Source organism: Modicisalibacter sp. MOD 31.J, from assembly GCF_020147985.1.
Classification (GTDB): domain Bacteria; phylum Pseudomonadota; class Gammaproteobacteria; order Pseudomonadales; family Halomonadaceae; genus Modicisalibacter; species Modicisalibacter coralii.
Genome location: NZ_JAGXFF010000003.1, coordinates 550923 through 566773, shown reverse-complemented (window position 1 = coordinate 566773; position 15851 = coordinate 550923). Strand labels below are relative to the sequence as shown.

Annotated in this window: 17 protein-coding genes; 11 read left to right on the top strand and 6 right to left on the bottom strand. The window is 67.5% G+C overall.

The annotated features are described in order from the left end of the window. Window positions 1–45: 45 nt before the first annotated feature. From KGR00_RS13170 to KGR00_RS13160, 3 genes are all read left to right on the top strand, one after another. Entirely contained in the window at window positions 46–723 is a 678-nt protein-coding gene (locus KGR00_RS13170) for a DUF1826 domain-containing protein (protein ID WP_343232806.1), read from the top strand. A 166-nt stretch (window positions 724–889) separates the two neighbouring features. Beyond that, complete coding sequence (locus tag KGR00_RS13165; RefSeq protein WP_224418316.1) at window positions 890–1582, top strand: DUF1007 family protein; 693 nt, start codon at window positions 890–892, stop codon at window positions 1580–1582. Further along, window positions 1570–2583, top strand: a complete 1014-nt coding sequence (locus KGR00_RS13160) for a nickel/cobalt transporter (RefSeq protein WP_224418317.1) — start codon at window positions 1570–1572, stop codon at window positions 2581–2583. The genes KGR00_RS13165 and KGR00_RS13160 overlap by 13 nt, the downstream gene beginning before the upstream one ends. A gap of 20 nt (window positions 2584–2603) precedes the next feature. On the opposite strand, the gene dmeF is transcribed toward KGR00_RS13160, so the two are convergent. Next, a complete protein-coding gene (gene dmeF, locus KGR00_RS13155) occupies window positions 2604–3554 on the bottom strand; it encodes a CDF family Co(II)/Ni(II) efflux transporter DmeF (RefSeq protein ID WP_224418318.1) in 951 nt (316 codons plus the stop codon). Window positions 3555–3762: 208 nt separating this feature from the next. Here dmeF and KGR00_RS13150 point away from each other — a divergent pair, with 208 nt between their 5' ends. The 3 genes from KGR00_RS13150 (at window position 3763) to KGR00_RS13140 (ending at window position 5813) form a co-directional block, all read left to right on the top strand. Next, window positions 3763–4359 carry a HupE/UreJ family protein gene (locus tag KGR00_RS13150; RefSeq protein WP_224418319.1) on the top strand — a complete coding sequence of 199 codons (597 nt, stop codon included), beginning with the start codon at window positions 3763–3765 and terminating at the stop codon, window positions 4357–4359. 67 nt (window positions 4360–4426) lie between these two features. Further along, window positions 4427–5206 (top strand): hypothetical protein, encoded by a 780-nt coding sequence (locus KGR00_RS13145; protein ID WP_224418320.1) that lies wholly within the window; start codon window positions 4427–4429, stop codon window positions 5204–5206. Continuing rightward, a complete protein-coding gene (locus KGR00_RS13140; protein WP_224418321.1) occupies window positions 5196–5813 on the top strand; it encodes a DUF1007 family protein in 618 nt (205 codons plus the stop codon). The genes KGR00_RS13145 and KGR00_RS13140 overlap by 11 nt, the downstream gene beginning before the upstream one ends. 25 nt (window positions 5814–5838) lie before the next feature. On the opposite strand, the gene KGR00_RS13135 is transcribed toward KGR00_RS13140, so the two are convergent. The 3 genes from KGR00_RS13135 to KGR00_RS13125 all read right to left on the bottom strand — a co-directional run bounded on the left by KGR00_RS13135 (window position 5839) and on the right by KGR00_RS13125 (window position 10118). Next, window positions 5839–7959, bottom strand: coding sequence for a TonB-dependent receptor (locus KGR00_RS13135; RefSeq protein WP_224418322.1), 2121 nt, complete (start codon window positions 7957–7959; stop codon window positions 5839–5841). A gap of 106 nt (window positions 7960–8065) precedes the next feature. Then, window positions 8066–9304 (bottom strand): amino acid deaminase, encoded by a 1239-nt coding sequence (locus KGR00_RS13130; protein ID WP_224418323.1) that lies wholly within the window; start codon window positions 9302–9304, stop codon window positions 8066–8068. Between the two features lie 49 nt (window positions 9305–9353). Next, window positions 9354–10118, bottom strand: a complete 765-nt coding sequence (locus KGR00_RS13125; RefSeq protein WP_224418324.1) for an IclR family transcriptional regulator — start codon at window positions 10116–10118, stop codon at window positions 9354–9356. A 170-nt stretch (window positions 10119–10288) separates the two neighbouring features. Here KGR00_RS13125 and KGR00_RS13120 point away from each other — a divergent pair, with 170 nt between their 5' ends. From KGR00_RS13120 to KGR00_RS13100, 5 genes are all read left to right on the top strand, one after another. Continuing rightward, complete coding sequence (locus tag KGR00_RS13120; protein WP_224418325.1) at window positions 10289–11128, top strand: transporter substrate-binding domain-containing protein; 840 nt, start codon at window positions 10289–10291, stop codon at window positions 11126–11128. 76 nt (window positions 11129–11204) lie between these two features. Then, window positions 11205–11870, top strand: coding sequence for an amino acid ABC transporter permease (locus tag KGR00_RS13115; RefSeq protein ID WP_224418326.1), 666 nt, complete (start codon window positions 11205–11207; stop codon window positions 11868–11870). A 1-nt stretch (window position 11871) separates the two neighbouring features. Beyond that, window positions 11872–12546, top strand: coding sequence for an amino acid ABC transporter permease (locus KGR00_RS13110; RefSeq protein ID WP_224418327.1), 675 nt, complete (start codon window positions 11872–11874; stop codon window positions 12544–12546). Further along, a complete protein-coding gene (locus tag KGR00_RS13105) occupies window positions 12543–13307 on the top strand; it encodes an amino acid ABC transporter ATP-binding protein (RefSeq protein ID WP_224418328.1) in 765 nt (254 codons plus the stop codon). Before KGR00_RS13110 ends, KGR00_RS13105 begins: the two co-directional genes overlap by 4 nt. A gap of 79 nt (window positions 13308–13386) precedes the next feature. Beyond that, the gene (locus KGR00_RS13100; RefSeq protein WP_224418329.1) at window positions 13387–13782 is read left to right on the top strand and encodes a RidA family protein; all 396 of its coding nucleotides are present in this window, start codon (window positions 13387–13389) and stop codon (window positions 13780–13782) included. 162 nt (window positions 13783–13944) lie between these two features. On the opposite strand, the gene KGR00_RS13095 is transcribed toward KGR00_RS13100, so the two are convergent. Both KGR00_RS13095 and hyi read right to left on the bottom strand, forming a co-directional pair. Beyond that, window positions 13945–14829, bottom strand: a complete 885-nt coding sequence (locus KGR00_RS13095) for a 2-hydroxy-3-oxopropionate reductase (protein ID WP_224418330.1) — start codon at window positions 14827–14829, stop codon at window positions 13945–13947. Window positions 14830–15044: 215 nt separating this feature from the next. Continuing rightward, entirely contained in the window at window positions 15045–15824 is a 780-nt protein-coding gene (gene hyi / locus KGR00_RS13090) for a hydroxypyruvate isomerase (RefSeq protein ID WP_224418331.1), read from the bottom strand. Window positions 15825–15851: the final 27 nt, after the last annotated feature.

Below are 15851 nucleotides of genomic sequence, written 5' to 3'. Positions count from 1 at the left end.
AGATACGTTATAACATAACATTTAAGCAACCCATGGAGACCTCGCATGCCGATGAACGCTCACGCCCGCACTCAACGACCCACCCATCTCGCCGGGTCAGGGGCCGAACACTGGGCCATCGATCAGGAAAGCGACGTGCTGCCGAGAATCTTCGAGGACGGCATCACCATCGCCGTGATGCAGCGGGCACTGTCGACGACGCTGCAAGCCGGCATCCACGCCCAGTGCCGTACGGCGCACGCCTGGCAGATCGCCTGGTGGGGCGACCCCGGCGAAGGCGCCTTGCGCCAGGAGCTGTTCGACCGGCTGCCGGCCCCGCGGCTCGCCGAGGCACTGGTCGAGGACGTCACGACCCTGGCCACGGCCATGGGCTGTCTCTTCGCCACCGACACGGTGGGGGTGCGCCTGCGTCTGCTGGACGCGGCGATGTGCCCCCGCTTCCACTGCGACAACCTGCCGGTGCGGCTGGTCACCACCTACTCGGGCCCGGGTAGCGAATGGCTGCCCGACCACGCCGTCGAGCGGGCCGGACTGGGCGCCCCACGCCCCGACAAGCCGGACGTCGTCGCCGATGCCGCGACCATCGAGCGGCTACGGGCCGGCGATCTGGCACTGCTCAAGGGGAGCGGCTGGGTCGGCAACGAACAGCGCGGGCTGGTCCACCGCAGCCCCGCCCTCGCCCCCGGCCAGAAGCGCCTGATGCTGAGCATCGACCCGGCGTGATGGCGCTTCCCGCGGCGCACTGACAAGCCCCGCCCGGGAGCATCGGGCGGTCCCCCCGTCGCTCGCGACGCATGATTGTCCGGCACTTTCATGCCATCATCCGGCCAGGCATCGCGCCACCGCGCGAGGCGCCGTTCATCGCCGTTCGAAACCCATGGGGATCGTCTTGACACCTACCGCTATCGGCATCGGCCGCTTCCTGGGGAGCGCGTCACTGGCATTGACCGCCTGGCTTGCCATTCCGCAGACCGCCGGGGCACACCCCCATGGTTGGGTCGATATCCGCGTCGAGGGGATCTTCGACGCGCAAGGCGACCTGACGGCGCTGCGCCAGCGCTGGCGGATGGATCCACTCTACAGTCAGGTCCTGATGGAAGAGATCTCGAGCGCGCCGGGGGACACGCCCCTGGCCCAGCGCCTCGACGCACTGGCCATCGAGATTCGCGACAACCTAGCGACCCAGCAGAACCTGACGCGCATCACCCTGGACGGCCGCCCCATCGCCCAGGGTGACGTGACGGCCATCAATACCGAGTATCGCGATCAACGCATGGTGTTCGGTTTCACGCTACCGCTGGCCGAGCCCCAGGGCTTGGCCGGGCACACCCTGCGTTACCGGGTCTTCGATCCGACGTATTACATCGAGATGCTCCACGAGGCCGATGCCGAGGGAACCGCCCCCTTGCCCGACGCCCTGCAGCTCCGTGATGCACCGCCAGGCTGCACGACACGGATCGTCGCGGCCGATCCCGACCCGGACAAGGTGATGGAGGCGGCGATGCTCGACAAGACGCAACAGGGCGAGCCGAACCTGGGGCGCTTCTTCGCCGAAACGGGGGAGATTGCATGCCCCGATTGACCGCGAAGGCCGTGCTCTGGATACCCCCGGTCGTGCTGACCGCGCTGGTGATCGTCGGCTATGCCGGGGGCTGGTGGCAACAGATCGTCGTACACATCGTCTTCTGGCAAGGCAAGCTCTACCATGCGCTGGTCGATGCCATCTCGGCACTCGACCAGGCCCCGGATGCCACCGCCTGGCGCGTACTGCTGGGCGTCAGCTTCGGCTACGGGGTCTTCCACGCGGCGGGGCCGGGCCACGGCAAGGTCGTGCTGAGCACGTATCTGGCCTCCCAGGGCGGCGCCTGGCGGCGCGCGCTGGGGCTTTCCGTGCTGGCGGCGCTGCTCCAGGGACTCATGGCCATCGCCCTCATCGCGGTACTGGTGTTCGGCTTCGGCTGGTTGACACGCCAGGCGATGGGCAGCGTCGAACACGCCGAGCTGGCCAGCTTCCTGATGGTGACGCTGGTCGGATTGTGGTTGTGCTGGCGCTCGCTGAAACGGTTACGCCTCGCGATGACCGCGTCCGGCGGGTCGGGCGAGCCCGCCGGTCATGCCGCTGTCGCGGCACCGGGCCATGGTCCGCATTGCGGCTGCGGTCACGATCACCATATCGCCCCCGATACCGCCGGCGACTGGCGGGTGGCGCTGCTCACGGTGCTGTCGATCGGCGTCCGGCCCTGCAGCGGCGCGGTGCTGCTGCTGGGCGCGGCGGCGCTGCTGGATCAGTTCGGCAAGGGGGTGGTCGCGGTCATGGCGATGGCCTGTGGCACGGCGCTGACGGTCGCCACGCTGGCGCTGGTGAGCGTGGTCGCCCGCGACTGGGTCGCTCGTCGTCTACGCCGCCCGACCGGGCACCACCCCTGGCAAGCCTGGATCGGCCTGGCCGGCGGCGCAGTGATCCTGGTCCTGGGGCTCACGCTGACGCTGGCTCAGTGGCGCAGCACCGCCACCGACACGCCGCCCCTGCTCGGCGGGGCGTCGATGACGCGCGCCGGGGAAGCTGGCGAGGCGACTGGCTGACGCCGACCCGGCCCCGCGTCTCAGGCGGCGTGGCTCGGGCTCTCGGAGACCTCGCGACACCGCTGCGGTTCGACGGTCACGTGCACCAGGGAGCGGCAGCACGCCCGGATGCGTCGCCGGTAGACGTCGGGCGTCGCCGGCTCGTGTGCCACCAGAGAGACGATGGCGGCATCCAGCCCCGGGCCGATAGCCCAGACGTGCAGGTCACTGACTCGTGCATCGCCATCCTCGATGGCATCCTTGACCGCCGTTTCCAGGTCATTGCGCCGACGATCGAGCAGGACGCTGGCGGTATCCTTGAGCAATCGCCAGGACCAGTGCGAGACCAGGATCGCGCCGACACCGCCCATGAGCGGATCCATCCAGTGCCACCCCGCATACTTGCCGGCCAATAGCGCGACGATTGCCAGCAAGGAGGTCAAGGCATCGGCAAGGACATGGAAATAAGCGGCACGCCGGTTATGGTCATGGCTCGCCTGATGGGAGCGAGCCTGGCCCGGGTCATGGTCATGCCCGTCATCTTTCAGAATCCAGGCCGACACGCCGTTGACCGCCAGGCCGATGACGGCAACGAGAATGGCGCCATCGAAGGCGATCGAGACCGGGTTCATGAAACGACCGACACTCTCGACCATCATGTAGAGGGCGAAGACGCACAGCAGAATGGCGCCCGCAAAGCCACCCAGCGCGTTGACCTTGCCCGTGCCGAACGAGAATGACGCATTGCCGGCATTCTTTCGCGCGTAGGCGTAGGCAAAGACGGTTATGCCCAGCGCCATGGCATGAGACCCCATGTGCAACCCGTCGGCCAGCAGGGCCATCGAGCCATAGACCACCCCGGCCAGGGTTTCCCAGACCATCATGGCCAGGGTGAGCCCCACGATGACGAGCGTTCGGGTCTCGCCCGCTTTCTTCCGATCCTGGCCAAAGACATGGTCATGCCGCCATTGGTCGAGACATTGGTGATGCATTGCTCGGCCCTCCAGAGCGTCGGGAACATCGTGTGCATGGCCTTCGCGATGGCAACAGGATGGTTGCGCATCGCAAACGTTACTATATAACATCACATATCCGTGCCGGCACACATCCCGGGTCTCGCGATGCCATCGAAGCCACCCAAAGGTGTCTGCACCCAGACGCGGCCGGCCGCTTTCCTCGTCGCAAGCCCTGGAAGTCACCATGTTCCACCGATCACCTAATCGCCTCGTCACCGCACTCGCGATCCTCGCCCTCGGCCTGGCCCCACGGGTCGCCTCCGCTCACATCATTCAGAACGGCGCGGCCGGCTTCACCAGCGGTTTCCTCCACCCGCTGACCGGCCTCGACCACTTCCTGGCCATGTTCGCCGTCGGCCTGTGGGGCGCGCAGATGGGCGGCCGATCGGTCTGGACGCTACCGGTGACCTTCCCCCTGGTCATGGTGGTGGGCGGCGTCCTGGGGATTCTCGGCGTCCCCCTGCCGGGGGGGGAAATCGGCATCGCCCTGTCGATCTTGCTGCTGGGGGCGGCCATCGTCGGGCGCTGGCACCCTCCCGAGAGCCTGGCGCTGCTGTTCGTCTCGGTGTTCGCCATCTGTCACGGCCATGCCCACGGCGCCGAGCTGCCGGCCGCCGCCGATCCGGCCGACTTCGCCATCGGCTTCGTGCTGGCCACCGGGCTGATCCATCTGGTCGGGATCGGTGTCGGCCTGGCGCTCGGCCGCCCCTTCCACGGGCGACTGATGCAGGCGCTCGGCGCAGCGATCATGCTCGGCGGCGTCTACTTCCTGCTGTCTTGACCCGGCTAGTGAACTCACGCGCACTGACAACGTCCATGAAAAGACATTGCTGCCGCCCTCGCCAGACATGCCCCTGACCCGGAACCTTCGTCACCTGCCCGACCACCCGCTCATCCCCCGCTGGGCGGGGCCGGCATTGCTGGTGTCGGGCCTGATGCTCCTCGGTGTCGCCTGGCGCTGGGGCGACACGCCGGCGGTCGACTGGCTGCTGGGCCCCGGGTTGCTGCCCGCCCGGCTGCTGCCGGTGATCGGCCTCGGGCTGCTGTGCGTCCGGTTGCCCGGGCCCCTGGCCGGTGGCGCCCTGCTCTTGTGGTTGGCCGGGGCGCTGATCGGCGGCGGGGCCCATGAAACCCTCCTGTACTGGCTGCACTTCGTCCCGCATGCCGCCGCCCATGAGTTCTACGCCTTCCCGCTGGCCTGCCTGCCCCTGGGGTTAATGCTCATCGCCGGAACGCGCCACGGCCGTTGGCCGGCACTTGTACTGGCGGCGTTCATCGGCGCCCTGGGCGGCGTGGCCACCCGGCTCACCGTCCCCGGCTTCCACGCCCAGGCCGCCTGGTGGCTCGGCATCGGCTCGGCGCTGTGGCTGCTGCTGGGCCTGACACTCACCCTGCAGCCCCGGCAAGGCCGCTGGAGCACCATCGCCACGCCGATCGTCGGCGCCTGGCTGATCGCCATCGGCCTGCTCTACACCGCGGCAGGGCTGGTCGTCGACCCGACGACATCGACCGGGCCGGCGCCGAACGCCTCAGGCATCGCGGTGCCCGATGCCCGGGACGCCTTCGCCGACTTCGGCACGCCGACGCCACCCACTGTCCCCGAACAGGGCACGCCCCATGCACCATGACCCTTCCCCCGCCCGCGCTCGCCGAGGCTGGCGCGGCATCCTCCTGCTGCTGGCCGTGCTGGCCGCGACACCGGCCCTGGCTCACCCCAACAGCATCATGAAGACACGCCTGCTGATCCAGTTCGAGCAGGGCAAGGTGGCACAGTTGGGCGAGTCCTGGAGCTTCGATGCGGGTTTCAGCCAGCAACTGCTCGACGACTACGACGACGACCACGACGGCGTCTTCGACAGCGCCGAGCTGGCGAGGATGCGCAAGGCGCTGCTCGCCAACCTCGCCGAGTCGAACTTCTTCACCTATGTATGGGCCGGCGGCGAACGCCTCGCCCCGCTGAAACCCTTCGACTTTCGCGCCAGCGTCGACGGCGAGACCGTGACCCTGCTGATCGGTCTGCAGCTGCCTGCGCCACAGGCCCCTCGGTCACTGAAGATCGAGATCAAGGATCCGACCTTCTTCATCTATGCCGAGTGGACCGACGATCAGCCGGTCGTGCTGCGCGGCCCGTCGGCCGAGCGATGCCGTGCCAGGCTCGACGATGCCCAGCAAGACGCCTACTTCGGCGGCATGGTGGTACCCAAGGCCATCACGCTGGCCTGTCGCCCCGCCTGAACGAGACACCCGCCGGCGCGCCTCGTCAGAAGGTGACGCCCAACCCGGCATACACCGTGCGCCCCGGCGCCGGGTCGAAGTAGCGGGCGTTGCTGGCGTTGATGATCACGTTGGCGTAGTGCTCGCGATCGAACAGATTGCGCACTCCGGCGTAGGCCTCGAGCACGGTGTCGCCGCCCAGCCGCCAGCCGTCGCCGGCGCGCAGGTTGACCAGCCAGACGTCGTCGATGGTCACCTCGTTGGCATCGTCGGCGACCATCGAGCCGATGTACTGGGTCTCCAGGGTCGCGAAGCGCCGGTCGAGCCCCTGCCACGACAGCCGGTTGACCCAGGTCCGCTCCGGCAGGCCGGGGATGCGATTGCCGTCGTAGTCCTGCCCGTCGACGCGATAGTCGTCGAATTCGTAGCGCGCCAGGGTCAGGGCGCTGTCGAGCCGCCAGCTCGGCGTGAACTGCCAGCCCAGTTGGGTCTCGATGCCCGCCTGGGTACTCTCCCCGGCGTTGCGGTAGTAGCTCTTGCCGGCGGCGTTCTCGTAGGCCACCAGGGAGTCCCGGACCCGGGTCGAGAACACCGCGAGGTCGTAGTCCAGCCCGTTGTCGAAGGTGCCGCGCAGCCCGACTTCGCGATTCCACGCCGTCTGCGGTTCGATGGCCGGGTTGAAGCCACCCCCGGCGGGGTTGGCGAACTCCGAGAAGGTCGGCGTCTCGTAGGCGGTACCGGTGGCCAGATAGAGCTGGTGGTCGGGCAGATACTGGAAACTCAGCCCGGCGCTGCCGCTCCACTGATCGAGAGTGCGATCGCCGCTGTCGTCGCCGTCGCTGAGGTGATGATCGTCGATGTCGAAGTTCACCCGGTCGTAGCGCGTGCCCAGCGACAGCATCCAGCGCTCGGTCAGGTCCAGGTCGCCCTGGGCGAAGACGCCCATGGAGGTCGCCCGCTGGGTCTCGTCCTGGGAGCGGCGCACGTGTTCGCCGTCGATCAGCACGTCGTCGCTGTGGCGGTCGTCCACCTGGCGCGCCACGTCGACCCCGGCCATGTAGCGCAGGGGCAGCCCGGCGAGCGTCAGCGACTGGCGGTATTCGGCGCTGCCGCCGTAGTAGTCGCGATCGTAGGCGATGTAGTTCTGCACGTCCGTGATGCCACGACGCCCACCGGCGAAGGCCAGTTGCTGCTGATAGTCGCGATGCAGGTAGAAGCCCTTGAGGGTGAGCGCCCCGGGCCCGGCGGACAGATCCTCGTACTGCAGACCGATGACCTGCTGGTCGACCTCCTGCCCCGAGTCGATATCGACCGGCGAGTAGTCGTAGTAACCCCGCGTATCCATGGCGGCGAAGCGATCCTCCTCGACGGATTCCCGCGTCTTGCCGCCAGGGTCCTCGGCGAAGGGGCTGTCGAGCAGGTTGAGGATGGCGGTGATCTTGCGGTCCTCGCCCAGCTCGCGGCTCAGCTTGGCGTTGAGCAGATACTTGCGGGCGGCGCTGTGCTCGCGATAGCCGTCGTAGTCCATCGCCGAGGCGCTGACGTGGTGCGACCAGGGGCCCTCGACACCGCCGTTCTGCACCGACAGCTTGCGATAGCCGTCGCTGCCCGCCTCGACGCGGATCGCGCTGCCCGGATCGCTCTCGCCGCTGGCGGTGGTGACGTCGAGCACCCCGCCGGCGGCGTTGCCGTAGGCCACCGCCGCCGGGCCGCGGATCACCTCGATGGTCTCGGCGCTGTCGAGATCGATGGCGTCAAGCTGCGCCTGGCCGTCCGGCAGGGTGTAGGGAATGCCGTCGACCATCACGGTGACGCCGCGCACGCCCCACGGCGTGCGCGCGCCGAAGCCGCGAATCGACAGTCGCTCGCCCTGGGCGAAGTTGTAGCGGTTCTGCAGGTAGAGCCCGGGCACGCCGGCCAGCGACTCGTCGAGGCGCACGCGCTGCTGGCCTCGGGCGATCGTCCGGCGATCGACCACCGACACGGCGGCAGGGGTGGCGTAGAGCTCCCGCGCCAGGCGCGGCGCGGTGACGGTGATGACGTCCGTGTCGGCCGTGGTATTGGCGGCCGGCGTTCCGGCGGCCGGCGCTCCGGCGGCCGTCAACGGTACGCTGACCAGGCCGCAGGCGCCCAGGCCGAGCACACGGATGAAGAGACGATGAGGCATGACGGTTCCCTGTAAACGACGAGTCAAGACGGCGCCCTCCCGGCGCGATCGCGGCACAGCCTAGCGTGCCAGCGTCGCCGTCTCCAGCCCGCCGTGCCGCCGACGCTCAGAATCGGGTTTCCATCACCTCGCGCACCTCGAGGGCGTCATCGACCAGCAGCACCCGCCGCCACTTGTCGAAGGTCAGGCAGGGGTGCGAGGTGCCGAAGGCGATCACGTCGCCGACCGCCACCTCGGCATCGTCGGGAATTGCCAGGAAGACGTGCTGATCCATGATGTGCGTGGTGCGCCAGGCGCTCACGTCCCGAGGCGTCTCGGCCGCCGACGGCGACGAGGCCAGCGGATACAGCCGCAGCGGCAACGGCAGGTCCGGTTCAAAGCCGATGTCGCGCTTGCCCAGGGCGACGATCGCCAGCCCCGGTTCGGGCAGCGACTGGACGTGGGCGAACACTTCCAGCGCCGGCTGGAGCTCGCCCTCGAGCCGGGGATGACGCGCCTTCACCGCAGCCATGGCGCCGGCGTAGAGGCGGTGATCGTGGACCACGTAGCAGCCGGGGCGCAGCACCGGCGTGTAGTGCTCGCGCAATTCCGCGCGGTCGAACGCCTCGGCGATCAGGTCGAACCACTTCGACCCGGAGGCGGTGACGATCGGCGCCTCGCGCTGGAGCTCCCCGCTGGCCCGCAGCGCTCTGACGGTCTCCACCAGCCGTTCGCCATAGGCGCGCACCGCGGCCACCTCGTCGCCACCGGCGATCATGCCCTCGTAGCCCTCGATGCCGGCCAGCGCCAGGGCCGGCTGCTCGGCGATCGCCGCCACCAGCGCTGCGACCTGGTCGGCATCGCGACAGCCGCAGCGCCCGCCCGGCACACCCAGTTCGATCAGCACGTTGAGCGTCTGCCCGCGGGCGGCGAAATAGCGCCCCAGCGCGGCGACGTTGTCCGCCCCGTCGACCACGCAATGGAACTCGGCACCGGCATCGATCAGCTCGGCGACGATCGCCATGTTGGGCTCGCCGATCAGCTGGTTGGCGAGCAGCAGCCGCTCGGCTCCGGCATCGAAGGCCGCCCGGCACTGCACCGCGGTGGCCAGGGTGATTCCCCAGGCGCCGGCGGCGAGCTGCCGCCGGAACAGCGCCGGAGCCATGGTGGTCTTGCCGTGCGGCGCGAGACGGGCGCCATGGGCGTCGGCGAAGCGCTGCATCCACGCCAGGTTGTGCGCCAGCGGCGCCTCGAAGATCGCCGCTGCCGGCAGCGGCACACCCTGCAGCAGGCTGGCATGCGGCGCCGCGGGAGCGCCTTTCTCGAGAGTCGCCGGCAAGCTGTTGGCGGGGGTAGCAGCGGTCATGGCTGTCTCCGATATCAAAAGGCCGGGCAGGTGCCACGGCCCGCAAGGATCAATCGCCGGCGGACAGCCCCTGGGCGGCCTCGCGCAGCGCAGCGATCAGGGTTTCCCGACGCGTCGCGTCGGCATTGCGGCCGACGGTGAAACACAGCGTCGCGCGAGGCGGGCCATCGGCATCGTGAATCGGTACCGCCATGCAGCACGCAAAGCTGTCGACCAGCCCTTCGGTCAGCGCAAATCCCCGCTCCCGGGCACGCTCGACCTCGGTAATGAAGCCATCGACATCGATGCGCTCGCCACTGGGCAGCACGAAATCCGCCTCGGGCACCAGCGACAACACCGCCTCGCGCCCCATGCCACCGAGCAATACGCGGCCCGATGCGGTCCACGGGATCGGCACCTTGACGCCGACCTCGGAGCTGATGCGAAACGGCCGGGCCCCGTTCTCGTTGAGCATCACGGTGTACTTGTCGCCATCCAGCATGCACAGCTGGGTGGTCTCGTCGAAGCGCGCGGAAAGCTGGCGCATCACCGGCCGCGCCCGCCGGATCAGATCGTTGTGGTCGGCATAGTCGAGCCCGAAGTAGTGCATGGCGCGGCCGAAGAAGATCCTGCCGTCGTCGTCGACTTCCAGCCAGCCCGCCTCGCAGAGCAGGTTGACCAGCTCGTAGACACTGGAGCGCGGCGCACCGGTCGCCTTGATCAGCTCGCGGGGCGTCATCGGTTGACGGTGCAGGTGCAGCTGTTCGCACAGCGTGATCAGGCGGTCGATGCCGCGGGCCCGGGACGCGGGCGGCTTGCCAGGGGGTTGAGTCATGCCACCTCGTACGGCGTATGGGTTCAGGTGGGAGATGGTACTCCGCCAGCCAACGGTTTGTGATGTCTCTTGCGCACGCCTCGTAACGCTCCTAGGATAAAACCGTCCGGCACATCAGACAATAGTCCGATATACCGGAAAACAAGACCAACAAGCCGAGTGAGCCTACCATGAACACCCTCGTGCAACGCTTCAGCGCCGTCGCGGCGTTCGTCATCGCCCCCACCTTGATCGCCACCCAGGCCCAGGCCGACACCCTGCAGACGGTGCTCGACCGTGGCGAACTCATCGTCGGCACCGGCAGCGCCAACCCGCCCTGGCACTTCACCGATCAGGGCAAGACGGTCGGTTTCGACGCCGACATCGGTCATATCCTGGCCCAGGGCCTGTTCAACGACCCCGACAAGGTGCGCTTCGTCAATCAATCGTCGGATGCCCGCATTCCCAACCTGCTGACCAACAAGGTCGACATCTCCTGTCAGGCGATGACCGTGACCGCCGCCCGTGCCCAGCAGGTCGCCTTCACGGTGCCTTACTATCGCGAAGGGGTCGGGCTGTTGATGCTCGATGGCAGCGATTACGCCGATTACGACGCCCTCGAGAGCGCCGGCGGCGATATCACCGTGGCCGTGCTGCAGAACGTCTATGCCGAGCAGATGGTTCATCAGGCGCTGCCCGAGGCGAAGGTCGACCAGTACGAGAGCCAGAATCTGATCTATCAGGCGCTCAATTCGCACCGTGCCGACGCGGTCGCCACCGACCTGTCGACCCTGAAGTGGTACATGAAGAACAACCCCGACCGGTACATCGACTCGGGCTACAGCTGGAACCCGCAGTCCTATGCCTGCGCCGTGTCACCCGACGACCCGCGTTGGCTGAACTTCGTCGACACCACGCTCCGGGAGGCCATGTATGGCGTCGCCTTCCAGGATTACGCCGATGCCTTCGAGCAGTGGTTCGGCGAGCGCCCGCCGGCACCCCAGACTGGCTTCCCCATGGAAATGCGCTGATCGCCGCTCTCGTGCCCCGTCGCGCCGACGCCCGGCGTAACGGGGCGTTCTCGAAGCCACGGGCGGACGGAAACGCATGAACTACCACTTCAATTTCACACCGATCCTCGAGCAGTGGCCGTTGTTGCTCAGCGGCATTGGTCTTGGCCTGGTGCTGGCACTAGTGTCGATCGCCATCGGGTCGGCGATCGGTCTCGTCGTGGCCTTCGCCACGCGCGCGCCGAATGGCTGGATACGCGGCATCGCCTTCACCTGGATCTCGGTGCTGCGCAACCTGCCGATTCTGGTCATCGTGCTCTTTTTGTTCTTCGGCATGCCGCAATTGGGGCTGTCGCTGGACAAGATCACCAGCTTCATCGTCGCGCTGTCGCTGTATGCCAGCGCTTACATGGCCGAGGTTTTTCGCGGCGGCCTGTTGAGCGTGCCTCAGGGACTGGTCGAGGCCGGCCAGGCGATCGGCCTGACGCCACTGCGCATCAAACGCCACATCGTGCTGCCGATCATGTTCCGCAACGCCCTGCCGGCGTTCGGCAACAACTTCGTCTCGCTGTTCAAGGACACCTCGCTGGCTGCCACCATTGCGGTGCCCGAGCTGACCTTCTATGCCCGCAAGATCAACTCCGAGACCTTCCGTGTCATCGAGGTGTGGCTGATCGCCTCGCTGCTCTACATCGTCTGCTGCTACGCGATCACCCTGATTCTACGCGCGCTGGAGCGGCGCCTCGTGCTGGAGGCGAAGTGACATGGACTGGCACTACTTTCTCAGCGAAATCGCCGCCCATCGCACGATGCTGCTGCACGGGGCGGCGGCCACCATCATGATCTCGCTGCTGGCAATCGTCGCCGGCACCCTGCTCGGCGTGGTCATCGGCGTAGCGGTCACCTATGGCGTGCGGGCCGTGCGCTGGCCGGCACGCGCCTACATCGACATCATCCGCGGCACCCCGGTGCTGGTGCTGATTCTGGCAACCTTCTACGTCTCGTCGGCGGTGGGACTCGACCTGAGCGCCTTCCAGGCCGGCGCCCTGGCCTTGACGCTGTTCTGTGCATCGCACGTCGGCGAGATCCTGCGTGGCGCCCTGCAGTCACTGCCGCGCGGGCAGATCGAGGCCGGCCAGGCCATCGGCCTGACCTTTACCGGCATCTTTCGCTACGTGCTGTTCCCGCAGGCACTGCGCTACGCCCTGCCCACCTGGATCACCGCCGCGGTGGAGATGGTCAAGGCGTCGACGCTGCTGTCGGTGATCGGCGTGACCGAGCTGCTGCTGACCACCCAGCAGATCATCAGCAACAACTTTCTCAACATGCAGTTCTACCTGCTGGCCGGGGTGATCTACTTCCTGATCGACTTCGCCATCGAGCGGGTGGGACGCCATATCGGCCGTCGGCTCGACCAGCCGACGCGGAGGACGACATGACTCCCATCGTTGAAGTGCGGGGGCTGCACAAGCGATTCGACCAGCTCGAGGTGCTCAAGGGTATCGACCTGACCGTTCACGAGGGCGAGGTGGTCTCGATCATCGGCGCCAGCGGCTCCGGCAAGACTACGCTGCTGCGCTGCCTCAACCTGCTGGAGAGCTTTCACCAGGGCGATGTGCTGATCGGCGGCGAGACGATCGGCTATGCCACCCGCAACGGCCAGCGCGTCCGCATCGGCGAGCGCGAGATCGCCCGTCAGCGGGCGATGACCGGCATGGTCTTTCAGTCGTTCAACCTGTTTCCGCACATGAGCGCCCTGGACAACGTCACCCTTGGCCTGACCCGGGTCCGCGGCCTGCCCCACGACGAGGCCGTCGAACTGGCCGACCACTGGCTCACCCGGGTCGGCATGCTGGAGCGCCGCGACCATCGCCCCTCGCAGCTTTCCGGCGGCCAGCAGCAGCGCGTGGCGATCGCCCGCGCCATCGCCATGAATCCCAAGGTCATGCTGTTCGACGAGGCGACCTCGGCGCTGGACCCGGAACGCGTCGGCGAGGTGCTGGCGACCATTCGCGATCTTGCCCAGGACGGCATGACCATGGTGCTGGTCACCCACGAGATGCGTTTCGCCCGGGACGTTTCCGACAAGGTGGTGTTCATGGAGGGTGGGCGAATCGCCGAGGCCGGCGATCCGGAGACGTTCTTCACGCGGCCGTCGTCATCCCGTCTGCGCGAGTTCCTTCAGACATCTTCGCTTTGATCTTTGCATAACGCGCGGCGGGCCGGGGCTTCCCGGCCGCGCTGCTGACACCTTTCATCGACCATCAGGAAATCACACCATGAGTATCACGCGCTATGGGACCACCGGCGGTGTCGGCACCGGCGGCCAGTCACTCCCCTTCGCCCGCGCCACCCAGGCCGACGGATGGCTGTTCGTCTCCGGGCAGACGCCGATGACCGATGGCGAGGTCGTCGAGGGCGGCATCGTCGAGCAGACACGCCTGGCCTTCGACAACTGCCTGGCGATCATGCGCGAGGCCGGTTACGGCGTCGAGGACGTGGTGCACGTCACCGCCGTGCTCACCGACGCCCGTTACTTTTCATCGTTCAACAAGGTCTTCAAGGAGATCTTCGGCGAGCATCCCCCGGCGCGGATCTGCAGCGTCCAGGACTTGGTGGTCGACTGCAAGGTCGAAGTCGACGTCAAGTGCTATCGTGCCCCCGGCGATCGCTGACCGCCCTGCCAGTGCGATGGCTTTCGTAAGGCGTCATCGAACCCCTCGCTGACGATGGCCCCGGGGATTGCCGGGGCCGTTCACCCGAGCGGATCGCGTCACGCCCCGGCGGCGGGAGCCTGCCGCATGAAAGGGGCGCGGGGCGTGCGGCCCGCGCGAGGGTCACTCGATCTCGTGGTTGGCCAGCGCCTCGAGGGCGCGGACCATGCCGGCGTGGTCCCAGTCGGCGCCGTCGTGGGCGGCGCAGGCCTGGAACAGCTGCTGGGCGTTGGCGGTGCCGGGCAGCGCCAGGTTCAGGCTGCGCGCCCCTTCCAGCGCCAGGTTGAGGTCCTTCTGGTGCAGCTTGATCTTGAAGCCCGGGTCGAAGGTGCGCTTGATCATGCGCTCGCCGTGAACGTCGAGGATCTTCGACTGGGCCAGGCCGCCGAGCAGCGACTCGCGCACCTTGGCGACGTCGGCACCGGCCTTCGAGGCGAACAGCAGCCCCTCGGAGACCGCTTCGATGGTCAGCGCGACGACGATCTGGTTGGCCACCTTGCAGGTCTGGCCGGCGCCGTGGCCGCCGATATGGGTGATGGTCTTGCCCATGAGTTCGAGCAGCGGATTGGCGCGGGCGAAGCCTTCCTGGGTGGCGCCGACCATGATCGTCAGCGCGGCGTTGATCGCGCCACCCTCGCCGCCGGAGACCGGGGCGTCGACGTATTCGCCGCCGGCCGCCTCGATACGCTTGGCGAAGTCCTGGGTCGCCAGCGGGGCGATCGAGCTCATGTCGATGACCAGCGTGCCCGGCTTGAGACCCCCGATCACGCCGCCCTCGCCGAACAGCACTTCTTCGACGTCGGGGGTGTCCGGCACGATGGTGATGATCACCTCGGAGGCCTCGGCGACCGCCTTGGGGTCGGCCAGTTCCTGCATGCCCTTGTCGGCGAGTTCGCTGGCCAGCGGCTTGTCGCGCTTGACGGTGACCAGCTCGTGGCCGGCGTCGAGCAGATGACCCGCCATGGGACGGCCCATGATGCCCAGGCCGATAAAACCGATCTTGCTCATGATGATTCTCCTATCACGAAATACCTTGACGTTGAGATGTGAGTGTTCGTCGCTTACAGGGCACGTCGCTCAGGACTCACAAAGGATGAGCGCCGGGGGCAAGACAGAGCGAGGGTCCTGCGCCATGGATGGCGCAGGTAGCGCCCATGGATGGGTTCATAGCGCCCTCGCGTCGTCTTGACGCCGGAACAGCTCATCCGACAGCCATAAACTCCTTAGCCTCGCACCATATCGAGCCAGCCTAGTCCCTCCTGGGTATCTGCCTTGGGCTTGTACTCGCAACCGATCCAGCCGTCGTAGCCCAGCCGGTCGAGGTGGGCGAACAGGAACGGATAGTTGATCTCGCCGGTACCCGGCTCGTGGCGGCCCGGGTTGTCGGCCAGTTGCACATGGGCGATGCGATCGAGATGTTTCTCGATGGTCGGCGCCAGATCCCCTTCCATGATCTGCATGTGGTAGATGTCGTACTGCAGCTTGAGGTTTCGGCTACCCACCTCGTCGAAGATCGCCAGCGCCTGCTCGGTGCGGTTGAGGAAGAAGCCCGGGATGTCGCGGGTATTGATCGGCTCGGCGATCAGCCGGATGCCGGCATCCGCGAGCTTGCCGGCGGCGAAGCTCAGGTTCTCCACCAGGGTGCGGCGGGCGTCGGCGTCGCTGACGCCCTCGGGCCGGATGCCCGCCAGGCAGTTGACCTGGGTGTTGCCCAGCACCTTGGCGTACTCGATCGCCCGGTCGACGCCGGTGCGGAACTCCTCGATGCGATCCGGATGGCAGGCGATGCCGCGCTCGCCGGCGGCCCAGTCACCGGCCGGCAGATTGAACAGCACCTGGGTCAGGCCATGGTCGTCGAGCCGCTGCTTGATGTCGGCGGCCGGGTAGTCGTAGGGAAAGAGGTACTCGACGCCCTTGAAGCCGGCGTCCGCGGCGGCCTCGAAGCGGTCGAGAAACTCCTCCTCGGTGAACAGCATGCTGAGGTTGGCGGCGAATCTGGGCATCTCGGATTCCTCTGGATCGTACAGTGT